General features: G+C 63.4%; 15 protein-coding genes. All 15 read left to right on the top strand.

Features of this window, described 5'->3' with window-relative positions; translation table 11 throughout:
• The first annotated feature begins 328 nt into the window (after positions 1-328).
• The 15 genes from KF709_14990 (at position 329) to KF709_14920 (ending at position 21,811) form a co-directional block, all read left to right on the top strand.
• The gene (locus KF709_14990; GenBank protein MBX3175711.1) at positions 329-1,630 is read left to right on the top strand and encodes a DUF512 domain-containing protein; all 1,302 of its coding nucleotides are present in this window, start codon (positions 329-331) and stop codon (positions 1,628-1,630) included.
• Positions 1,627-2,961: a ribosome biogenesis GTPase Der gene (gene der, locus KF709_14985; protein ID MBX3175710.1), complete on the top strand. Its 1,335-nt coding sequence runs from the start codon at positions 1,627-1,629 to the stop codon at positions 2,959-2,961. Before KF709_14990 ends, der begins: the two co-directional genes overlap by 4 nt.
• On the top strand, positions 2,954-3,619 hold the full coding sequence (plsY, locus tag KF709_14980) for a glycerol-3-phosphate 1-O-acyltransferase PlsY (protein ID MBX3175709.1): 666 nt from the start codon (positions 2,954-2,956) through the stop codon (positions 3,617-3,619). The genes der and plsY overlap by 8 nt, the downstream gene beginning before the upstream one ends.
• Entirely contained in the window at positions 3,616-4,608 is a 993-nt protein-coding gene (locus KF709_14975; protein ID MBX3175708.1) for an NAD(P)-dependent glycerol-3-phosphate dehydrogenase, read from the top strand. The genes plsY and KF709_14975 overlap by 4 nt, the downstream gene beginning before the upstream one ends.
• Positions 4,608-4,967 carry a MerR family transcriptional regulator gene (locus KF709_14970; GenBank protein MBX3175707.1) on the top strand — a complete coding sequence of 120 codons (360 nt, stop codon included), beginning with the start codon at positions 4,608-4,610 and terminating at the stop codon, positions 4,965-4,967. Before KF709_14975 ends, KF709_14970 begins: the two co-directional genes overlap by 1 nt.
• Positions 4,967-5,731: a 5'/3'-nucleotidase SurE gene (gene surE / locus KF709_14965; GenBank protein ID MBX3175706.1), complete on the top strand. Its 765-nt coding sequence runs from the start codon at positions 4,967-4,969 to the stop codon at positions 5,729-5,731. The genes KF709_14970 and surE overlap by 1 nt, the downstream gene beginning before the upstream one ends.
• On the top strand, positions 5,713-6,375 hold the full coding sequence (locus KF709_14960) for a protein-L-isoaspartate(D-aspartate) O-methyltransferase (protein MBX3175705.1): 663 nt from the start codon (positions 5,713-5,715) through the stop codon (positions 6,373-6,375). The genes surE and KF709_14960 overlap by 19 nt, the downstream gene beginning before the upstream one ends.
• 81 nt (positions 6,376-6,456) lie before the next feature.
• On the top strand, positions 6,457-6,981 hold the full coding sequence (locus tag KF709_14955) for an adenine phosphoribosyltransferase (GenBank protein MBX3175704.1): 525 nt from the start codon (positions 6,457-6,459) through the stop codon (positions 6,979-6,981).
• Between the two features lie 220 nt (positions 6,982-7,201).
• Positions 7,202-8,434, top strand: coding sequence for an AAA family ATPase (locus KF709_14950; protein MBX3175703.1), 1,233 nt, complete (start codon positions 7,202-7,204; stop codon positions 8,432-8,434).
• Positions 8,435-8,463: 29 nt separating this feature from the next.
• A complete protein-coding gene (locus tag KF709_14945; GenBank protein MBX3175702.1) occupies positions 8,464-9,084 on the top strand; it encodes an HNH endonuclease in 621 nt (206 codons plus the stop codon).
• A 190-nt stretch (positions 9,085-9,274) separates the two neighbouring features.
• Entirely contained in the window at positions 9,275-12,166 is a 2,892-nt protein-coding gene (locus KF709_14940; GenBank protein ID MBX3175701.1) for a DEAD/DEAH box helicase family protein, read from the top strand.
• A 133-nt stretch (positions 12,167-12,299) separates the two neighbouring features.
• On the top strand, positions 12,300-13,550 hold the full coding sequence (locus tag KF709_14935) for an ATP-binding protein (protein ID MBX3175700.1): 1,251 nt from the start codon (positions 12,300-12,302) through the stop codon (positions 13,548-13,550).
• A gap of 31 nt (positions 13,551-13,581) precedes the next feature.
• Positions 13,582-16,719 (top strand): site-specific DNA-methyltransferase, encoded by a 3,138-nt coding sequence (locus tag KF709_14930; GenBank protein ID MBX3175699.1) that lies wholly within the window; start codon positions 13,582-13,584, stop codon positions 16,717-16,719.
• The gene (locus KF709_14925) at positions 16,719-18,515 is read left to right on the top strand and encodes a DUF262 domain-containing protein (protein ID MBX3175698.1); all 1,797 of its coding nucleotides are present in this window, start codon (positions 16,719-16,721) and stop codon (positions 18,513-18,515) included. The genes KF709_14930 and KF709_14925 overlap by 1 nt, the downstream gene beginning before the upstream one ends.
• Positions 18,515-21,811, top strand: coding sequence for a DEAD/DEAH box helicase family protein (locus KF709_14920; protein MBX3175697.1), 3,297 nt, complete (start codon positions 18,515-18,517; stop codon positions 21,809-21,811). Before KF709_14925 ends, KF709_14920 begins: the two co-directional genes overlap by 1 nt.
• The last annotated feature ends 233 nt before the right edge of the window (positions 21,812-22,044 follow it).

The following is a 22,044-nucleotide window of genomic DNA, read 5'->3' as shown; positions in this document are numbered from 1 at the left end:
ACTGCGAATACGGGGAACGGAATGCGGGTCAACCGCGGACGGCAATGCGGTAACCGCAACGGCAACTGCCCTTCAAAGGGGTCCCTCGGGCAGATCCGTGCGCCGCGGCCCCCCAAGAAGGCAGTTGTAGTTTCCGAATCGCCCCTCGCCGTTGTCCCGCATTCGCCGTACATCCCGCATCCGCAGTCCTCTGTGTCTCTGTGCCTCTGTGGCATATCGTCAGTTCTATAAGTGACGCCCTGACATTGTGTTCGCCCCTCTGTCTTAATAGATTTCTTGAGCCGCGAAGCCGCGGCTTTTTTTGTCCCGTTGGCACTCAGGAAGTCCCATGGTCCGCGTCTCCAAAGTCCACCCCGAGAGCATCGCCGCCGAGCTGGGCCTCGTGCCCGGCACGGAGCTGCTCAGCGTGGACGGGCGCGCCCTGGATGACTTCCTCGACTGGGAGTTCCTCACCGCCGACGACGCCTTCGAGCTCGAAGCAAGGCTCCCCGACGGCGAGCACGTCGTGTTCGAGATCGAACGCGAGGGCGGGGAGCCCATGGGCCTCGAACTCGAGCCTCCCAACGTCCGCCGCTGCGCCAACCGCTGCGAGTTCTGCTTCATCGAAGGCCTCCCCAAGGGCCTGCGGAAGCCGCTCTACATCCGCGACGACGACTACCGCCTGAGCTTCGCCTACGGCAACTTCGCCACGCTCAGCAACCTCAAGGAGCGCGACTTCCAGCGCATCCTCGAGTACCGGCTCTCGCCGCTCTACGTCTCCGTGCACGCCACGCCCTGGGAGGCCCGCAAGGTCCTGCTCAACAACCCGCGCGTGCCGAACATCATGGAGCAGCTCACGCGGCTCACCGAGGGCGGCATCCAGTTCCACGGCCAGATGGTCGTGGTCCCGGGCCTCAACTCCGACGACGTGCTCGAGCAGTCCCTCAAGGACCTCTACAGCTTCGGCGACGCCTGCCTCTCCGTCGCGCTCGTGCCCGTGGGACTCACGCAGTTCTCGCACATCTACACCGGCAAGTCGATGGACCGCGAGAACGCCAACAAGATCCTCGAGACCGCCGAGCGTTGGGCGGCGAAGGCGCAGAAGGAGCGCGGCGAGGTCTGGGTCTATGGCTCCGACGAGCTCTACCTGCTCGCCGGCCGCGAGCTGCCGGCCGCCGAGCACTATGGCGATTTCTCGCAGATCGAGAACGGTGTGGGCGCGGTGACCTCGCTGCGCGACCGCGTGCGCGATGGCGTCTCCCGCCTGCCGCGGCTTGATGGCAAGCGCATCGGCGTCGTCACCGGCTCGGCCATGGCCAAGCTGATGCCCGAGCTGTTGGAACAGCTCACGAACCAGACGGGTGCCAAGTTCGAACTCATCGCAACAGAGAACTCGCTCTTCGGCCCCACCGTCACCACTGCAGGCCTGCTCGTGGGCGCGGACATCCGGCGCGCGCTGGCCGAGCGCCACGATCTCGATCTGGCGCTGATCCCCGCCGAGACCATCAACCAGGACGGCATCTTCCTCGACGATGAATCGTTCATCGCCGTGCGCGAAGACCTGCCGATGCCCGTGTATCCCTCGTACGACTTTATCGACGTGCTCGAACAAGAAGGTGTGCCAGCCGGAGTAGCGGAGGGCATCGCGTGAACGACGGCACCATCCCCGTGGTCGCCCTCGTGGGGCGGCCCAATGTGGGCAAGTCGCACCTGTTCAACCGCCTCATTGGCGATGACACGGCGATCGTGAGCGAAGAGGCCGGCACCACGCGTGACCGGCATTTTGCGCGCGCCGAGTGGCAGGGGCGGGCGTTCTGGCTGGTGGACACGGGCGGCCTGGTCGAGGACTCCGACCTGCCGATGGACGTGGCCATCAAGCGTCAGGTGAAGCAGGCCATCGAGGAAGCGGACCTGCTGCTGCTCACGGTGGACGCCAAGGCGGGCCTGCACCCCAGCGACGCGCGTATCGTGGACATGCTGCGCAACTCGCGGAAGCCCTGGGTGCTGGTCGCCAACAAGGTGGACGACCCGAAGAGCACGGATCACTTCGAGTTCTTCAATCTGGGCGCGGGAGACCCCGTGCCGGTCTCGGCGGCCAACGGCAAGAACTCGGGCGATTTGCTCGATGTGATCGTCGAGAAGCTGCCCGAGAAGCAAGAGGTCGCGGGCCCCGACGTGATGCGCGTGGCCGTCATCGGCCGCCCGAACGTCGGCAAGAGCTCGTTCATCAACCGCCTGCTCGGCGAGGACCGTCTGGTCGTGAGCGACACGGCCGGCACGACGCGTGACTCCATCGACACGCCGTTCACGTATCATGAACGGCGGTTCATCTTTGTCGATACCGCCGGTCTGCGACGTCAGAGCAAGATCGACGACGGCATCGAGTTCTACTCCTCGCTGCGCACGCGCCGAGCCATCGAGCGCGCCGACATCTGCATCCTGATGATCGACGCCACCGAGGGGCTGCATAACCAGGATCTCAAGATCGCCACGCTGGCCTGGGAGGCCGGCCGCGGGATGATCATTGTCGTCAACAAGTGGGACCTGAAGGAGAAGGACGACAAGACCAGCGCCAAGTTCCAGAAGGAATGCACGGAGAAGGCGCCGTATCTCAAGTTCGTGCCCTTCCTGTTCACGAGTGCCATCACGGGCCAACGCGTGACCAAGGTGATGGACGTGCTGCTTGAGGTGGAGAGCGAGCGCAAGAAGCGCATCAGCACCAGCGACGTGAACGAGACGCTGCAGGAGCTGCTGGCGCGCCGGCAGCCGCCGCAGGCCGCGGGCAACGAGGTCAAGCTCAACTACGCCACGCAGGTGCTCACGGCGCCGCCGGCCATCGCCGTGTTTGGCAACCATCCGGAGCTCGTCCAGGAGCACTACGTGCGCTACCTGCACAACGGCTTCCGCGAGAAGTGGGGCTTCACGGGCAACCCGCTCAAGATCCTGCTGCGCCGCAAGGGAGGCCGCAACACGTATGAATGAGCTGACCGGGAACCTGCACTGGGGCGTGGCGCTCGCGATTGCCTACCTCGCGGGCTCGTTCCCGACGGCCTACCTGGCCGGCCGTCTGCTCAAGGGCATCGATCTGCGCACGGTGGGCTCCGGCAACCTCGGCGCCTCCAACGTGTTTCGGAACCTCGGCGCGCTGCCGGGCATCGTGGTCCTGTTGATTGACGCCGCCAAGGGCGCGCTGCCGGTGCTCTATCTGCCCAAGCACATCAAGGGCGTGTGGTTCTTCGAGTCGCGCGAAGTGCTGGTCTGGGGCCTCGCCTGCGGCATCCTCGCCATCGCCGGCCACGCCAAGCCGATCTTCCTCGGCTGGAAGGGCGGGGGCAAGGGCGTGGCGACGGCCGCCGGTGTGTTTGGCGCGCTGGCGCCGGTGTCGCTGGGCATCAGTCTCATCGTGTTCATCGCTGTGACGGCGGGAAGCGGCATCATCTCGCTGGGCAGCATCTCCGCGGCTATCGTGCTGCCGATCGCCGTGGCGGTGGTGAAGGGTGTGCAATCGCCCATCTTCACTGTGGCGCTGTTGATTGGCGTGTTCGTGGTCTGGTCGCACCGCGGCAACATTGCGCGGCTCAGGGCCGGCACCGAGCCGCGCAGCTTCGGCTCAGGCAAGAAGCAGAAGGAGGCACAATGAAAGTCGCCGTGATTGGCGCCGGCGCCTGGGGCACCGCGCTGGCCAACCTGTTGGCCGAGAACGAGCACGACGTGATGCTCTGGGCCTACGAGCCCGATGTGGTGGAGAGCGTCAACCAGCACGCCGAGAACCGACGTTTTCTGGGCGGCGTGCAGTTGCACAGCGACCTGCGGGCCTCCGGCCAGTTCGAGCACGTGCTCGAGGGCGTGGAGCTGGCGCTGTTCGTCGCGCCCTCGCACGTGCTGCGTGGTGTTGCCGCGGCCGCCAAGAAGCACGTGCCCGAGGGCATCCCGCTTGTCGTGGCCACCAAGGGCATTGATCGCGACCATCTGGCGCTGATGACCGACGTGGTGAACGAGGAGATCCCCGGGCATCCCATCGTCGCCTTGAGTGGGCCGAGCTTCGCCCTAGAAGTCGCCAACCATCTGCCCACCGCCATCGTCGCGGCCTCGGCGGACACCGACGCCGCGCTCAAGGTGCAGGAGGCGCTCAGCACCTCCGCGTTCCGCGTCTACACGCAGAGCGACGTGATCGGCGTGGAACTCGGCGGCGCGCTCAAGAACGTGATGGCCGTGGCCACTGGTATTGCCGACGGCCTGCAGCTGGGCTTCAACGCGCGGGCCGCGCTGATCACGCGTGGGTTGGCCGAGATGACGCGGCTGGGCGTGAAGCTCGGGGCCGATCCGCAGACCTTCGCGGGGCTGGCCGGCATGGGCGACCTCGTGCTGACCTGCACTGGATCGCTCTCGCGCAATCGCTCCGTTGGCTTGGAGATCGGGCGCGGCGCCACCTTGCAGGAAGTGCTGCAGGGCCGCGAGACCGTGGCCGAGGGCGTGACGACCACCGAGACGGCCAAGAAGTTGGCCGAGAAGCACGGGGTGGAGATGCCGATCGTGAACGCCGTGCATCGCGTGCTGTTTGAGAAGCAGCCGGCGCGCTGGGCATTGGTGGAGCTGATGACGCGCGACCTGAAGGCGGAGAACGAGTGATGGCGGGCGGCGCGGAGCCGGTCCGCGAGTTCTTCAGCATTGGCGACGTCTGCGAGATGACCGAGCTCAAGCCGCACGTGCTGAGGTATTGGGAGAGCCAGTTCAAGTTCCTGAGCCCGGCCAAGAACCGCAGCGGCAACCGTGTGTACACGCGCCGCGAGGTGGAGCTGGTGATGCTGGTGAAGCACCTGCTCTACACGGAGAAGTACACGATCGAGGGCGCGAAGCAGAAGGTGGACGAGCAGCGCAAGGGCGGGGGCATCAAGCCCGCGGCGCGGCAGGGCCTGGACGCGGAGACCGTGATCCAGTTGGAGAAGGACCTACAGGGCATCCTCGAGATCTTGGAGCGCAAGGACTGATGCGGCTTCTGTGCAGTAATGACGATGGAATCCTGGCGCGCGGGCTGGAGTGCCTCGAGCGCGCGGCGAGTCCGCTGGGCGAGGTGTGGGTGGTGGCGCCGGACCGTGAGCAGTCGGCGACGTCGCACTCGCTGACGCTGCATCATCCGCTGCGGCCCATCCAGCTCGGCGAGCGGCGCTGGCAGGTGGACGGCACGCCGACCGACTGCGTGATGCTGGCCATCGAGGCCTTGCTGCCCGAGCGGCCGGACTTCGTGCTGAGCGGCATCAACCACGGGCCCAATATGGGCGAGGATGTTCTCTATTCCGGCACTGTGGCCGCGGCGATGGAAGGGCTGGCGCTGGGCGTGCCGTCGATTGCCGTGTCGTTTGGCGGGCGGGTGTTGCGGTCGGACGACTCACTGCTCTTCGACCACGTGGACAATCTCACCAAGGTGCTCACGCACCTGACGCAGCTGCCTTCATTTCCTGCTGATACGCTGCTCAACGTGAATATCCCGCCCATCCCCGCGAAGGACGTGAAGGGGATTCGGCTGACACGGCTCGGGCGTCGTGTGTTTTCCGACTCGCTGACACCGATGAAGGATCCCTGGGGGCGCGAGATCTTTTGGATCGGTGGTGGGTCGGTGTCGTGGACTGGCTCGTCGGAGGACTCCGACTTCCGCGCGCTCAAGGATGGGTACATCTCCATCACGCCGTTGCACCTGGACCTGACGGCGAAGGACCGGCTGGAGGATGCGGAGCGGTGGTGGCGTCCGCTCTAGTGCACGCGTACGGCGGCGCGCGGCGGCGGTTGATCGAGGAGCTGCAGCGCAAGGGGATCAAAGACCTGGCGGTGCTGAAGGCGTTTGATGAGGTGCCGCGGCATGAGTTTGTGCCGACTGGGCTGCGGCATCGCGCCTATGAGGACTCGCCGTTGCCGATCGGGCAGGGGCAGACGATTTCGCAGCCTTGGGTTCACGCCAAGTATCTCGAGTTGCTTGGGCTTTCCGGCAAAGAACGCGTGCTCGAGATTGGCACTGGCTCTGGGTTCCAGTCGGCGCTCTTGTCGCGGCTTGCTGGTGCTGTGTTCTCGATTGAGCGGATTCCGGCGTTGGCGGAGTTGGCGCGGGAAGCTCTCCGGAGATGCGGGATTGAGCATGTGATCCAGCGTGTGGGGGATGGGACGCTGGGGTGGCCGGAGTATGGGCCTTATGACGCGATTCTTGTTGGGGCTGCGTCGCCTGCTGTGCCTCAGCCATTGTTGGATCAGTTGGCGGTGGGTGGGCAGCTGCTGATTCCGATTGGGGACCGTGAGGTGCAGAAGTTGGTTCGGGTGCGGCGGACTTCAGACGCGGAGTTTGAGGAGACGACGCTCGATGCGATGCGGTTTGTGCCGTTGATTGGGCGGCATGGCTTCGAGTCTTGATTGCGGGCCTAGGGCAGGGTGCCCTAGGATGGGTTGCGGGGTCCCTGGCGCGGAGGAATGTTGATGACGGACGCGGGCTCGGTGGGGCTGGAGGCGCGGCTCAGGGCGGCGATACGGGATGTGCCGGATTTTCCCAAGCCGGGCGTGGTGTTTAAGGACATCACGCCTGTTTTGTTGGATCCTGTCTTGTTCGCGGATGTGGTGAAGGCGATGGCGGCGCCTTGGCGTGGGAAGGGCGTCACGCACGTGCTGGCGATTGAGAGCCGGGGGTTTCTGTTTGGGGCTCCTATCGCTTTGGAGCTAGGCGCGGCGTTGGTGCCGGTGCGGAAGGCTGGGAAGCTTCCCTCTGCTCGGATCTCGGAGCGGTATGCGTTGGAGTATGGGGAGGATGTGGTGGAGATCCATTCCGACGCGTTGGATTCGAAGTCGCTGGTGTTGATTGTGGATGATGTGGTGGCGACGGGAGGGACAGCGGCGGCGACGCGAAGGTTGGCGATGCGGTGTGGGGCGGGGGTGGTTGGGATTTCTGTGCTGATCTCTCTCGAGTTCTTGCCTTGGCGGGAGGCCATGAGGGGTGTGGGCGCGGCCGTGGTGATGGAGTATTGAGATCAGTGGGCGCGTCGTGTTGACTCCGCATTCCGTTGCGTGGTCAGCAGACGTAGGTGGATGGCGGGCGCGAGCTGAATTCTCACCAAGAACTCGACTCGTCTCGTGGACGCGGTTACGAAGGCCAATGGATTGGCGACACCTCATGCTGTTGCTTGAAGTCGGCAAGTGGAGAGCCCGTTTGCTTGGTTCATCAGTGGAATGGCAACGTGACTGACCTATGACCTACTTCACACATCTGAAACTCAGTCGCTGGCGCCAGTTCGAAAGCGTCGCGCTAGATCTGTCTGACCGCCTTGTGGTGCTAACGGGCCCCAACGGTTGCGGTAAGACGACGCTTTTGAGTTTGCTCGGGCGCCATTTCGGATGGAATCAGCAGTTCCTCTCGTCGCCGCTCACGTCAAAACGCCAGCGTCGGCGATACTCAGACGCGTGGGATGCCGAAGAGCAGCCGGAAATCAGCGGTGTGCCCATCGGAACCCTTGGATACTCAGAAGGACACCAAGCTCGCATCGTCGCTCCGGTCGCAGATTCCACACAGACCAATATTCAACTCGATAATCAGCGGCCCGTCGCCGGCATCCACATTCCGTCGCATCGCCCTCCTCCCGGTTACGCGCGCCTGCAAAACATTCCGATTGACCCGAAAACATCTGAGCAGCACTTCCAAGCCTACCAGAACTTCCTCTTTCAGTCTTACGGGGAGTCGCCTAGACGAAACCCATCCGTTGCAATGAAGGAGGCATTAATTGGCTTCGCGGTCTTTGGAGAGGGCAACTCGTCAGTAAGTGCGAACCAGGAGTACGAGGGTATCCTTCGCGGCTTCGAGAGCATCCTCGGCAAGCTTCTCCCACAGCATCTCGGCTTTGAACGGATTGAGATCGATACTCCAGAGGTCCTGCTTCGCACACGCACGGGGCGCTTCCCTCTGGAGTCAATGTCAGGAGGCCTCAATGCCATCTTTGGCATTGCCTGGCAGATTCATATGCACGCAATCGGTGGCCGAACGTGCACGGTGCTGTTGGATGAGCCTGAGAATCATCTGCACCCGAGCATGCAACGCGAGTTTCTGCCGCGACTGCTCGACGCATTTCCTGACCACCGGTTTGTCGTTGCAACACACAGCCCGTTCGTAGTGGCATCGTCGCCAGTTGCAGCAGTCTACGGTCTCTTGTTCGGGACTAACCAACGCGTCACGTCACGTCGGCTTGAGCACACGGATCTGGCGGGTTCGCCGCAGCGCTTGCTTCGTGATGTATTGGACGTTCCCGTCGTGATGCCTTTGTGGGTTGAGGCACGAATCAAGCAGCTCTTGTCCGGGTTCGCAGATCGCTCATTTGACGCGGATGCCATCTCGGAGCTCCGTGAGCGACTGCGCGAAGAAGGGCTTGAATCGGCTTTCGGAGATTACCTCGTCCAGGCTCCTCTTCGAGGCGAGAGCTCGCTCTCATGAGGCGTCATGAAAAAGGTGCCGAGCCGACAGTGCTAGTCGAGAACGGAGCGAGGTGGCTCCAGGAGTACCTTGCAGACCCGACGAACGAAACGAAGCGCAAGCGCTATCGGCACGATGACGTGCGCGCTGCCCTTCGCGAGGAGACCGGATGGAAGTGCGTGTTCTGTGAGAGCAGAATCGGCCACAACACGCCTGGGGACGTGGAGCACAAGAAGCCTGCAAGCAAGTTCCAGGAGTTGCGGTTTGTCTGGGACAACCTTACGGTCGCCTGCACTGAGTGCAATCGGCGCAAGTCTGACTACCACAGCGACGAGCTGCCGTTCATAGACCCATATCTCCACGCGGTGGAGGAGGATGTCGTACACTGCGGACCACTGGTTACGTGGCGGATTGGTGCGGCCAGCGCTGAGTTCTCGGTCCGGAAGCTCGAGTTACACTTGTATGACCGCCCCGCTCTGATTCAGCAGAAGCTGGACGTGCTCGCACGCGCGCGCGCATTGATCGACCTATCCGCCAACGACGCTGATCCGTTGACGCCAGTTAGGCTCGACGAGCTAAGGAAGATGCAGGAGAAGAATGCAGAGTTCTCAGCTTGCGTGCGTGCGTTTGTTGCTGTGCTGTTGCCTTCCGCCGCTCTTTGGACAGCCTAACGAGGCTCGCGGCGAATCGTTGCGCCGAGAATGATTGGGTGAGCGTCTGGCGCCCTAGGCTAGGAGGGATGCGCCAGTGCTACCGGCCCGGCACTTCTGCTTGCATTTGCATTCAAGACAACTGCTGCGTGCGCCCGGCCGCCCAACGGCGCGCCACCGATGAACGCCGAGCACCGCACACGACGAGTTGATGTCTCTCTCCGCTCACCACGCCAAGTATTACGCCCACGACCTGACTCGGCGGGCCGCCGGAGGCATCGACCGCCTCTCCTCAGCGCTGTTCGACGCAGCAGTTGACCTCAATCCGCATCAGATCGAGGCCGCCCTATTCGCCCTGCACTCCCCCCTCTCGAAGGGCGTGATCCTCGCTGACGAAGTCGGCCTCGGCAAGACAGTCGAGGCGGGCATTGTGCTCTGCCAACTGTGGGCCGAGCGCAAGCGCCGGCTCCTGGTGATCGCTCCAGCTGCGATTCGGAAGCAGTGGGCGCTGGAGCTCGGCGAGAAGTTCAAACTGCCGGTACTGGTGCTCGACGCTAAGTCGCTTCGCGAAGCGCGCCGGGCCGGCCACGACCCGTTCGCATCCGGTGCGATCCAAGTGATGTCATACCATTTTGCGCACGCGTTTCGGGATGAGCTGCGAGGTGTGGCATGGGACCTGGTTGTCATCGACGAGGCTCACAAGCTCCGGAATGCCTTCCGTCCGAGCAACAAGGTGGGTCAGGGGATACGGTGGGCGACGGAGGGTTGCCGAAAGCTCTTACTCACCGCCACGCCGCTGCAGAACTCGCTTCTCGAGCTCTACGGCCTGTCGACGCTCATCGACGACACACTGTTCGGCGACGTCAATGCGTTCCGGTCGCTTTACGCGAGCGCCGGCAGCAATCTAGATGCGCTCCGCACGCGGCTGGCAACGTTCTGCAAGCGCACTCTGCGGAATCAGGTTACCGAGTACGTTCGCTACACGGAAAGGCGTCCGCTCACACGACCTTTCCAGCCGACTGACGACGAGCACGCATTGTACGAAGCTGTCTCGGAGTTCCTGCAGCGTGAGGACAGCTATGCGCTTCCCCATCGTCAGCGCCACCTTACGGCGCTCATCTTGCGCAAGCTGCTGGCCTCTTCCTCACAGGCGATTGCCGGCACCCTTGATGCTCTGCGGAAGCGCCTGGAGTCGCTGCGCGACGAACGGGTCGGTAACGACCCCGAGTTCACGGAGCGACTCATCGAGTCCGAGGAACTCGAAGAGGACCTTCTGGACGAGATCCTCGCGAACGAGGACGCGGCCGGCTTGGAAACCGAGTCCTCGGTGCCCATCAATCGACAGCAGCTTCGCGAAGAGATAGAGATTCTGCGCCGCCTAGCGGACCGTGCGAGGCGCATCGGCGAGGACAGCAAGTCTGCGGCACTCCTCACCGCGCTCGACGTTGGACTTGCGGAGATGGCGAAGACGGGCGCCGCGCGACGGGCTCTCATCTTCACAGAGTCACGGCGCACGCAGGACTACCTCAAGCAGTTCCTCGAGACCCACGGGTATGCGGGCCAGGTGGTCGTGTTCAACGGGACCAATGGTGGGCCCGAAGCGACGGCGATTTACCAGCGATGGCTCGAGGCCAATCGCGATTCCGGGAGGATTTCGGGGTCGAAGGCGGTGGAGCTCCGTACCGCACTCGTCGAGCACTTCCGCGACCACGCCACGATCCTGCTGGCCACCGAAGCGGCGGCCGAGGGCATCAACGTGCAGTTCTGCTCCCTAGTGGTCAACTATGACCTACCGTGGAATCCGCAGCGCATCGAACAGCGCATTGGACGCTGCCATCGCTACGGCCAGCGGCATGACGTCGTGGTTGTGAACTTCCTCAACGAGCGCAATGCTGCCGACAAGCGAGTACTCGAGCTGCTGACGGAGAAGTTCTCCCTCTTCAGCGGCGTTTTCGGCGCCTCTGACGACGTTCTCGGCAGCATCGACAGCGGCGTGGACTTTGAGCAGCGCATTCTGGCCATCTACCAAGAGTGCCGCACGCCGGCTGAGATTGACGCGGCGTTCAAGGCGCTTCAGGATGAGCTAGACGAACAGATCCGCGCGCGCCTCGACGACACCCGCCGCGCCTTGCTCGAACACTTCGACGAGGACGTTCACCAACGGCTGCGCGTGCAACTAGCGGACGCGCAGGCACAGCTAGATCGCGTGGGCCAGCGCTTCTGGGCGCTCACCCGCTGGATGCTGCACGAGGCCGCCAGCTTTGACGATGCGGCCTTGGCCTTCGACCTGTACCGCGCCCCAGACGACCACATCGCCACGGGTCGCTACCACCTGATCTCCAAGACACACCCGCGCGCCAGCGATGGCGACGCCAGCGGCGAGGAGGCGAGCCGCTTCCTCTACCGACTCTCGCACCCGCTGGGCGAACACGTAATCGAGAGCGCCAAGGGGCTACTCACACCGAGCGCACACCTCACCTTCGACAGCTCGGCTCACCCGACACGCATCGCTGCGGCTGAATCCCTGCGCGGGCGTTCCGGCTACCTCACGCTCACGCGCCTCGCCGTGGACTCCTACGAACGCGAGGAGTATCTGCTCTTCTCCGGCTTCGACGATGCGGGCGTCGCCCTCGATCAGGAGACAATGGAGAAGCTGTTCGGACTGGGCGGCACGGCCGCACCGCACGTGCTGCCGTCCGCAGCGCAGGGCCAACTGGCGCGCGAAGCGGAGCGTCACGCGCAGGCCACGGTCAGTCGCTCGCTGGAGCAGAATAACGCGCACTTTCAGGCGGCGCGCGAGAAGCTGGAACGCTGGGCCGAGGACCTGGTGCATTCGGCCGAGAAGGCGCTGCACGACACCAAGGAGCAGATCAAGGCGCTGCGTCGCGAAGCGCGGCAGGCGGTGACCTTGGCCGAGCAGCACGCCGTCCAGGAGCGCATCCAGAAGCTGGAACGCCAGCAGCGCAAGCAGCGGCAGGAGATCTTCGCCGCCGAGGACGAAGTGTTCGAAAAGCGCGACCGGTTGATTGACGAATTGGAGCGTCGGTTGGCGCAGCGCGCCGAGACCGAGACGCTGTTCTCGGTCCGATGGACGGTGGTGTGACGGTGACTCCGCAGCGCCCGGAGGCGCCGGGCTTCCGAGTCGAGGTGCTTTTCATATGGCCGCCATCTAACATTGCAATCGGCCGCTAATCTAGATTGCATATGGCCGCCACCGAAGCTTACATTTGGCCGTAATGGCACCCATCCCTCCGTATCCGCGGTTCGCGACGCCACTGCTCGAACAGGCACTAGCCGAGTCGCCGGTGGTGCTGATCCACGGGCCTCGGCAGTGCGGCAAGACGACCCTCGCCCAAGCGGCAGGGGACGCGCACGGCTACGGCTACTTCAGCTTTGACGATGCGGTCACGCTGGAGGCGGCGACCACCGACCCGGTAGGCTTTGTGGGCGACCTACCCGAGCGCGCGATCCTGGACGAGGTCCAGCGCGCGCCTGCGCTCTTCACCGCCCTCAAGCGCGCGGTGGACCGCGACCGGCGACCGGGCCGATTCCTGCTCACGGGCTCGGCCAACGTACTGCTGCTACCCACGCTCTCCGACTCGCTCGCCGGACGGATGGAGATCCTGCGCCTGCACCCGCTGGCGCAGAGCGAGCTGGCAAGAGCGAAGCCCGCGTTCCTCGACGCCCTGTTCGGAGGTGGCTTCAAGGCGCGCCCCTACGCTCGGTTGGGCAAGGAGCTCGGGCGGCGCATCGTGTCCGGTGGTTTTCCAACCGCGCTCGCCCGCAGCTCGGCGCAGCGGCGGGCGACCTGGTACCGCGACTACGTGGAGACGCTGGTGCAGCGCGACGTGCGCGACCTGGCTCGGATTGCGTCGCTGGACGCTCTCCCGCGGTTGCTCACGCTGGCGGCCGGACAGACCGCGCACCTCCTCAACGTGAGTGACCTCGCGGCGCCCTTTCAGTTGAGCCGGCCAACCATCCGGGACTACGTGACGCTGTTGGAGCGCATCTTCCTGCTTGAAGAGCTGCCGCCCTGGCACAGCAACAGGCTGAGTCGCCTCATCAAGACGCCCAAGCTCCACGTCACCGATACCGGCGTGGCCTGCGCGCTGCTGGGGCTCGACGAAGCCGCACTGTCGGAGGACCGCGGCACCCTGGGACAGCTGCTGGAGACCTTCGTGGTGCAGGAACTTCGGCGTCAGGCCAGTTGGCGGGATGACGACCTGCGCTTCCACCACCTGCGCGACAAGGACGGAGTGGAGGTGGACCTCGTGATCGAGCAGGGCGCGCGCGCGCTGGCCGCAGTGGAGGTCAAGGCGTCCGCGACAGTCACCGCCTCCGACTTCCGGGGAATCCGCAAGCTGCAGACGGCGCTGGGCAAGCGGTTTGCAGGTGGCGTGGTGCTGTACGACGGCGAGGCCAGCGTGAGCTTCGGCGACGGCCTCTATGCGGTGCCCATCCGTGCGCTCTGGGAACTGACGCAATGATACCTTGGATCACTGACCGACGGGACGACCGATGACCCAGCAGTACACCAAGCTGAAGACCCTGCTGCAGGAGCTCTTCCAGCTCGACCAGCCGGACCTGGACTTCGGCCTCTACCGCGTTATGCACGCCAAGAGCGCCGAAGTCACCAAGTTCCTCGATGAGGACCTGTTGCCGCACGTGCAGCAGGCCTTCGCGCAGTACCAGTCAGCGGACAAGGCGGAGATCGAGAAGGAGCTGGCCAAGGTCATTGCCGGCGTCGAGGCGGCGGGGCTCACGCCGGACGCCTCACCGAAGGTGAAGGAGCTGCGAAAGAAGCTGGCCAACGAAGCAGTCGACGTGAAGACGCTCGAGCGCGAGGTGTATGACCACCTGTACTCGTTCTTCCGCCGCTACTACTCCGAGGGCGACTACCTAGCCAAGCGCGTGTACAAGCCGGGGGTGTACGCCATTCCGTACGAAGGCGAGGAGGTGACGCTGCACTGGGCCAACAAGGACCAGTACTACATCAAGACCAGCGAATACCTGCGCGACTACGCGTTTCAGCTGCGGCCGCATGACGAGGCGAAGCCGATGCGCGTGCACTTCCGACTGGTGGACGCCGCCGAGGGGGAGCACGGCAATGTGAAGGTGGCGGAGGGGAAGGATCGTCGCTTCAAGCTGGCAGCAGAGCAGCCGCTCGCAGTGGAGAATGGTGAACTCGTGGTGCGCTTCACCTACCAGCCGGATGCGAAGAAGCAGGCCGAGCTCAACGCCGAGGCCGAAGCAGCGGTGCTGGCGAGCACCGATGCCGCGGTCGCTGACTGGGTAGCGGCGTTGCAGGCGCCTGCGCCCACCGAGAAGGATCCCAAGCGCACGGTGTTGGCCAAGCATCTCAAGGGCTACTCGGACCGCAACACGTTCGACTATTTCATCCACAAGGACCTGGGTGGATTCCTGCGCCGCGAGCTCGACTTCTACATCAAGAGCGAGGTGATGCACCTTGACGATGTGGAGAGCGAGACGGCGCCGCGTGTGGAGCAGTATCTGTCGAAGATCAAGGTAGTGCGGCGGATTGCGGGGAAGATCATCGACTTCCTGGCGCAACTGGAGGACTTCCAGAAGAAGCTGTGGCTCAAGAAGAAGTTCGTGGTAGAGACATCGTGGTGCGTTCGGCTCGGGGTGATTCCGGAGACGTTCTACGCAGAGATCGCGGCGAACGAAGCGCAGCGTGAGGAGTGGGTGCGGTTGTGTGGGATTGATTCGATCGCTGGAGACCTGGTGGCCGCGGCGTATAGCGTGCCGCTGGCGGTGGAGTTCCTCAAGGGGCAGCCGTCGATGGTGGTGGATACGCGGCACTTCGACGCGGACTTTGTTGCGCGGCTGCTGGACGGGCTCGGCGATGTGGACGCGCACGTGGACGGCGTGCTGTTCCATAGCGAGAACTTCCAGGCGCTCTCCGTGATGCAGTCGCTGTTCCGTGGAACGATACCCTGCATCTACATCGACCCTCCCTACAACACGGGCGGTGACGGATTCGCCTACAAGGACAGCTATCAGCACTCGAGTTGGGCATCGATGATGATCGAACGCGCCGACACAGCATTCTCGCTCCTCAACCCTAGCGACGGAGCACTGTTCGCTAGCATCGACGACGGAGAGCAAGCTCTTCTCTACAGCCTGCTCTCCTCGGCGTTCGGGGCTGAAAACTTTGTGAGCAACATCATTTGGCAGAAGAAGTACGCGCCAGCGAACGACGCCAAGTGGTTTAGCGACGATCACGATTTCGTGGTAGCGTTCGCGCGCTCACGCGAGCGCTGGCGGCCGACAAAGCTGCCGCGCACAGAGGCGCAGGATGCCTCGTACAGCAATCCAGACAAGGACCCGCGCGGTCGCTGGAAGGCTGACAACTACAAGTCAAACAAGTCAGCGGACGAGCGGCCGAACTTATTCTACGCGATTCGGAACCCGACCACAGGCCAAGACGTGTGGCCACAGCGATCTCGCGTGTGGGCGTACTCGCGCGAACAGCACGAGATCAACGAGCTGGAAGGCCGTGTCTGGTGGGGCCGCGATGGCACGAATGCGGTTCCCGCCTACAAGCGTTTTCTCTCGGAGGTCGGCGACGTAGTGCCCCGAACAATCTGGAGGCACGAGGAAGTGGGCCACAACCAAGATGGCATTCGGCAGCTACGTGACCTGCTACCAGATACAACATTCACGAGCCCGAAGCCGACGGGGCTGATTGAACGCGTCGTGCGCGTGGGTAGCGGCACTGTCACTCTCGACTATTTCGCTGGATCCGGCACTACCGCACACGCCCTGATTAACCTCAACCGAGAGGACGGCGGAAGCCGCAAGTTTGTTCTCGTCGAGATGGGAGACCACTTCGACGCCGTTCTCCTGCCACGCATCAAGAAGGTCACTTTCACCCCCGAGTGGAAGGACGGCAAGCCGAGGCGCCTCCCCAACGCTGAGGAGTCCGAGCGCGCGCCTCGCATCGTCAAGGTGCTACGGCTGGAGTCGTATGAGGACGCGCTCAACAACCTCGAGACGCGCCGCACCGCCACCCAGCAGCTCCTGCTCGACTCGCCTGAGGCCCACGGCCCGGATGGGCTCAAGGAGCAATACGTACTCCGCTATATGCTGAACGTGGAGACGCGCGGCTCGCAGTCGCTGCTCAACGTGCAAGCCTTCACCGATCCCACGGCGTACCGACTCAAGGTCAAGCGCCCAGGCTCCGACGAGAGCCGTGAGGTGAATGTTGACCTATTGGAGACGTTCAACTGGCTCGTCGGCCTGACCGTGCGTCACATCGCGGCACCGCAATCGTTCAGCGGGGCCTTCGTGAGGGACGGCGAAGGACGGCTCCGGCTCAAGGACGCGCGCCTCAAGAAGGATGCCGCTGGTCCACACTGGTTCCGTACCGTCTCCGGCACGACCCCTGACGGCCGCAAGGCGCTGGTGATCTGGCGCAAGCTCAGCGGCGACGTGGAGCAGGACAACCTCGTGCTCGACGAGTGGTTTACCAAGCAGGGGTACTCGGCCAAAGACTCGGAGTTCGACGTGATTTGGGTGAACGGCGGCAACAACCTGGAGAACCTCAGGATGCCCGATGACCGCTGGAAGGTGCGGCTCATCGAGGAGGACTTCCATCGCCTGATGTTCGAGGGGACGGAGCGTGCACAGTAATGTCTACGCAGCGCTACTCAGTCACGCCGCACGCGATCGAAACGCTTCTCACCTGGGTCAAATCGGGCGAGATCGCCATTCCCGAGATTCAGCGGCCGTTCGTGTGGGAAGCCACCAAGGTGCGCAACCTGCTGGATTCCCTGTATCAGGGCTATCCGGTGGGCTACCTCATCGCTTGGCGAAACCCTACCGTGAAGCTCAAGGATGGATCCCCCTCGGCGGGTAAGCGCATCCTGATTGACGGGCAACAGCGCGTCACCGCTCTGATGGCCGCGTTGCTGGGCCGCGAGGTCCTAACCAAGGATTACGAAACGGTCCGTATCCGGATTGCGTTCCACCCACAGGACGAGCGGTTCGAGGTCGCCAACCCAGCGATCCGGAAGGATGTTGCGTGGATCCAGGATGTGGCCGAGGTCTTCGCACCCAGCACCAGCGTCTTTCAGTTGGTGACGAGTTACTGTGCCAAGAACCCCGGCGTGTCGCAGGACGCAGTCTTCGCGAGCATCGAGAAGCTACGCAAGACCATCAATAATCACGTTGGGGTGATCGAGCTCGCCGATGACCTCGACATCGAGACGGTGACCGAGATCTTCATCCGCGTGAACTCCGCGGGCACCGAGCTCTCGCAGGCCGACTTCGCGATGTCGAAGATCGCCGTCAACGAGACGTACGGCGGCAACCTCCTCCGCAAGGCCATCGACTACTTCTGCCACCTGGCCGTGGCGCCGGAGTTCCTGTCCCGCGTCGAGAAGGGTGACAAGGCGTTCGCGCAGTCCGAGTTCCTGCCCGCGATGCGCTGGCTCAAGGATGTCAACGACGACATCTACGATCCGACCTACACGGATATGCTGCGCGTGGCGTTCACATCGGAGTTCGGACGCGGGAAGCTGCAGGACTTGGTCGCGCTCTTGTCCGGCAGAAACTTCGAGACCAAGCAGTTCGAGGAAGCGATTGCCGAGCAGTCATTCGCGCGGCTGAAGAAGGGCATCCTCGCGTTCATCAACAAGACGCACTTCGATCGCATCACGATGATCCTGCGCTCGGCTGGCTTCGTGACCAGCGACCTGATCGGCGGCCGCAACGCCGTGAACTTTGCGTACATCATATACCTGAAGGGCCGGGCCGAGGGCGTACCCGCGGCAGATCTCGAGCAACTGGTACGGCGCTGGTACGCGATGTCAATCCTGCGCGGGCGTTACACCGGCAGTCCCGAGACGGCCTTTGACTTCGATATTCGTCAGGTCGAGGCGCGTGGACTGGTGCCGTACGCGACATCTGTCCTAGAGAACGAACTGCCAGAGAGCTTCTGGACCGGTATGCTTCCGCAGCTGATGGACACGTCGTCAGCCCAGAGTCCGTACTTCCTCGCCTACAAGGCGGCACAGGTGAAGCTGGGCGACAAGGGCTTCCTCTCGCGCGACATCACGGTGCTGGACCTGCTGCTCAACCGCAGCGACGTGCACCACGTGTACCCGCGCAATCACCTGAAGCAGCAGGGCCTCCCCCGCGGCCGGTACAATCAGATCGCCAACTTCGTGCTTGCGCAGAGCGAGATCAACATTGCGATAGGCGACAAGTCACCGGAACAGTACTTCGCTGAGTTGGTCGCGCAGTGCCATGGCGGAGCGAAGAAGTATGGGGGGATCACGAGCAAGGACGACCTTCGGGTGAACCTCCAGATGCACTGCTTACCGGAATCGCTCCTAGGAGAGGGCATCCCCGATTACGACTCCTTCCTGGAGACGCGGCGCAGACTGATGGCGCTCAAGATCAAGCGCTGGTTCCAGGTGCTCTGATGCCGAGAGGACGCCCTCGCAACTCGGGCACGGCGACCGCGGCGGCCCCCGCTGCTCGGACGCGCCGCTCGACGACCAAGCCCCAGGTCCCGTTCCCATACAAGCTAATCCTCAACCAGTGGATCCTGTCGCTCTTCAACGTGAAGCGCTTCGGGGAGCTGGCCGAGCACCTGCGGGGTGAGGCGATGGAAGGGCTGGACGAGAACAACGTCCACCGGTTCCACCACGCGATTGCGGCACAGTTCTTCAACCTCACGCAGCTCAGCACCGACGACCTGCTGCGCTACGACCAGAACATCGTGCGCCACACGCTCCGGCTCAACGAGCGACGTATCACGCGCGGCGAGGACCCGATCGTCTGGAAGTACTTTCAGTACCTGGGCCTGCTGTTTACGGAGATCTACCTCGACCGGTACTTCACCGACGCCAAGGCGCTGCTGGCTGCGCTGAACGCGCAAGTGGCCGCGTACAACGCCGACAAACCGGAACCCGACCGGATCACGCCGTTCGATGAAGCCGCCGAGGCGTGGCCGCAGCTCAACAAGCTGGCATTCTGGATGGCCACTGGCAGTGGCAAGACACTGCTGATGCACGCCAACATCCTGCAGTACCAGCACGCGCTCGCCACGCACGGACGATCGCGGGAGCTCAATCGCATCCTGCTGCTCACGCCCAACGAGGGGCTGTCGCAGCAGCACCTTCGCGAGTTTGAGGCCGCCGGAATCGCCGCGGAGCTGTTCAACAAAGACGGGCGCGGCTTGTTCAGCGGGCAGGCGGTGGAGGTTCTCGAGGTCACGCTCCTACGCGACGAGATGGGCGAGAAATCCGTAGCCATCGACGCATTCGAGGGCAACAACCTTGTGCTGGTGGACGAGGGACACCGCGGCGCCAGCGGTGGCAAGGAAGGCACCTGGATGAAGAGGCGCGAGAAGCTGTGCGAGAAAGGCTTCTCGTTCGAATACTCGGCCACATTCGGACAGGCCGTCAAAGGGAGCCCGGCGCTCACCGATCTCTACGCCAAGAGCACGCTGGTGGACTACTCGTACAAGTACTTCTACGGGGACGGGTTCGGAAAGGACTATCAGATCCTAAACCTCGACGAGGGGACCCAGCAGGCGCATCAAGACCTGTACCTCACGGCCTGCTTGCTGACGTTCTATCAGCAGCAGCGACTGTTTCGCGAACTGGGCGCGGCATTTCGCCCGTTCAACATCGAGAAGCCGCTGTGGATCTTCGTGGGAGGCAGTGTGACGGCCGGCCTGGCCACGCGCGATGCGTCGGACATCGTGGAGATCCTCAAGTTCCTGGCCCGCTACGTTGCCGACCGTGCCGGCAGCACAGAGCGCATCCGGCGCGTGCTGCACGAGGGGCTGATCGGTGCCAACGGGAAGGATATCTTCGCGCGGCGCTTCGAGTACCTGAATACCTGCTCGTTTACCCCGGCGCAGATCTTTGACGAGACGCTGTCGACGCTATTTCACGCCTCGGCGGGAGGTCAGCTGTATGTCGAGAACCTAAAGGGCGTGACCGGCGAGATCGCACTGCGGCTGGGCGCTGAGAACCCGCCATTCGGCGTGATCAACGTGGGCGATGATACGAAGCTGCTCAAGTTGTGCGAGGAGAACGGCCTAAGTGTGGCGGAGCCCACGTTCTCCGAATCGCTCTTCCACGGAATCAACACGTCCGAGTCACCGGTAAACCTGTTGATCGGGTCCAAGAAGTTCACCGAGGGCTGGAGTAGTTGGCGGGTGTCCACGATGGGGCTGATGAACGTCGGTAAGGGCGAGGGAGCACAGATCATCCAGCTCTTCGGGCGCGGCGTGCGGCTCAAGGGATTCGATATAAGCCTCAAGCGCAGCCTCAAGACCGACCTGCCACAGGGTGTCGAGCGGCCTCGGCACATTGCCGTGCTCGAGACGCTGGGCATCTTCGGCGTGCATGCCGACTATATGGCCCAGTTCCGCGACTTCCTCAAGGAAGAGGGGCTTCCGTCGAATGAGGAGCGCATCGAGTTCCTTCTGCCGGTCATCAAGAGCCTCGGCACGCAGAAGCTCAAGACGGTGCGTCTCAAGAAGACCATCAACGGCGTGAGTACGGAGTTCGGCGATGCATTCCGGAAGCTGGCGCCGGTACCCACGGTGCGTCCGCCTGACCTATCGAGGCCGTCGGAGGCCAAGCAGTTACACGAGAACCGGTTGGTGCTCGACTGGTACCCAAGGATCCGCGCCTTGGGTTCGCAGGGGCTCGTCGGCGGAGATGGCGACGCTGCCAAGCACGAGACGCATCTCTCGGCGCGCCACGTGGCCTTTCTGGATGTCGACCGCTTGTACTTCGAACTGGAGCGTTTCAAGGCCGAGCGGGGGTGGTACAACCTGAACATTACGCGGTCCGGCATCGCAGATCTCTTGGTGGACACCAGTTGGTACCGATTGCAGATCCCACCCAGCGAGCTGCTGGGCAGTGGGTTCGACAAGGTGCGCGTGTGGGAAGAGATCGCGCTGGCGCTTCTGCGCAAGTATGTGGAGCGGTACTACACGTTCAGGAAGCGGGACTGGGAGCTACCGCACTTGGAGTATCGAGACCTGGAGACCGACGATCCCAACTTCCTAGGCGTGAAGGAAACCCCGGAGGATGGCTACCATCGCATACTGCTCGACAAGTCGCAGGAGGAGATCGTAGCCAAGCTCGAGGAACTGAAGGCCTCGATCGCGAAGGGCGAGATGAAGCCGTGGGAGTTCAAGGGGATGAAGGCGGTGTGGTTCGGGAAGCACCTGTATCAGCCGCTGCTGTATCTCGACACGAACATCGTGGAGATTAGTCCGGCGCCCTTGAACAGGGGGGAGCGGCAGTTCGTGGAAGACCTGCGGGCTTTCCACGACGCGAACGGCGCATTCTTCAAGGATCGAGAGCTCTATTTGCTGCGGAATCTCAGCCGCGGGCGCGGCGTGGGGTTCTTCGAGGCCGGGAACTTCCACCCTGACTTCATTCTGTGGTTGATCGAGGGCGGCAAGCAGCGCGTTGTTTTCGTGGACCCCAAGGGGATCCGGAACCTGCCGTGGGATGATCCGAAGATCCTGTTCCACGAGACCGTCAAGGAGATCGAGACGCGGCTCGGCGATTCCGCGGTACGACTGGATTCGTTCATCGTGTCGAACACGCCGTCGGTGACAATGCAGTTGCAGTGGGGCAAGAAGAAGGCCGAGATGCTTCGGCGGAATATCGTGTTTCAGGAAGAGGATGGAGGCAGCTATGTCGGGACGATACTCGCGGGCTCGACGGCTGAGGGGACGCGATGAGGCCAGATGTTGGAGGCCGCGGCACTCCCCTGCGCCCGTACTCGGCCTCGAGCCTCTTCCTAGGACGACCTCTATGATCGGGGGAGTGGGCGCCTGGTCGGCCACGATCCGCTTGGGGCGGCGACCCTCGACCCTGACGATCCGCTATTCGGTGAATCGTGATGTCCGCACGGGGGCTCCTCGGTCGGTCGATGGACAACCCGGTGGGTCCCGCTGTCGACAAGCGTCTGGAC

The organism is Gemmatimonadaceae bacterium, from assembly GCA_019637445.1.
Taxonomy (GTDB): Bacteria; Gemmatimonadota; Gemmatimonadetes; order Gemmatimonadales; family Gemmatimonadaceae; genus Pseudogemmatithrix.
This window is presented reverse-complemented; position numbering and strand designations above follow the sequence as displayed.

What these genes read in the sequence shown, in the direction of transcription:
- KF709_14935 (MBX3175700.1), top strand. Translation starts at nt 12,300, where the DNA reads ATGGCACCCATCCCTCCGTATCCGCGGTTCGCGACGCCACTGCTCGAA.
- plsY (MBX3175709.1), top strand. Translation starts at nt 2,954, where the DNA reads ATGAATGAGCTGACCGGGAACCTGCACTGGGGCGTGGCGCTCGCGATT.
- KF709_14920 (MBX3175697.1), top strand. Translation starts at nt 18,515, where the DNA reads ATGCCGAGAGGACGCCCTCGCAACTCGGGCACGGCGACCGCGGCGGCC.
- KF709_14990 (MBX3175711.1), top strand. Translation starts at nt 329, where the DNA reads ATGGTCCGCGTCTCCAAAGTCCACCCCGAGAGCATCGCCGCCGAGCTG.
- KF709_14925 (MBX3175698.1), top strand. Translation starts at nt 16,719, where the DNA reads ATGTCTACGCAGCGCTACTCAGTCACGCCGCACGCGATCGAAACGCTT.
- KF709_14975 (MBX3175708.1), top strand. Translation starts at nt 3,616, where the DNA reads ATGAAAGTCGCCGTGATTGGCGCCGGCGCCTGGGGCACCGCGCTGGCC.
- KF709_14950 (MBX3175703.1), top strand. Translation starts at nt 7,202, where the DNA reads ATGACCTACTTCACACATCTGAAACTCAGTCGCTGGCGCCAGTTCGAA.
- KF709_14970 (MBX3175707.1), top strand. Translation starts at nt 4,608, where the DNA reads ATGGCGGGCGGCGCGGAGCCGGTCCGCGAGTTCTTCAGCATTGGCGAC.
- KF709_14940 (MBX3175701.1), top strand. Translation starts at nt 9,275, where the DNA reads ATGTCTCTCTCCGCTCACCACGCCAAGTATTACGCCCACGACCTGACT.
- surE (MBX3175706.1), top strand. Translation starts at nt 4,967, where the DNA reads ATGCGGCTTCTGTGCAGTAATGACGATGGAATCCTGGCGCGCGGGCTG.
- KF709_14930 (MBX3175699.1), top strand. Translation starts at nt 13,582, where the DNA reads ATGACCCAGCAGTACACCAAGCTGAAGACCCTGCTGCAGGAGCTCTTC.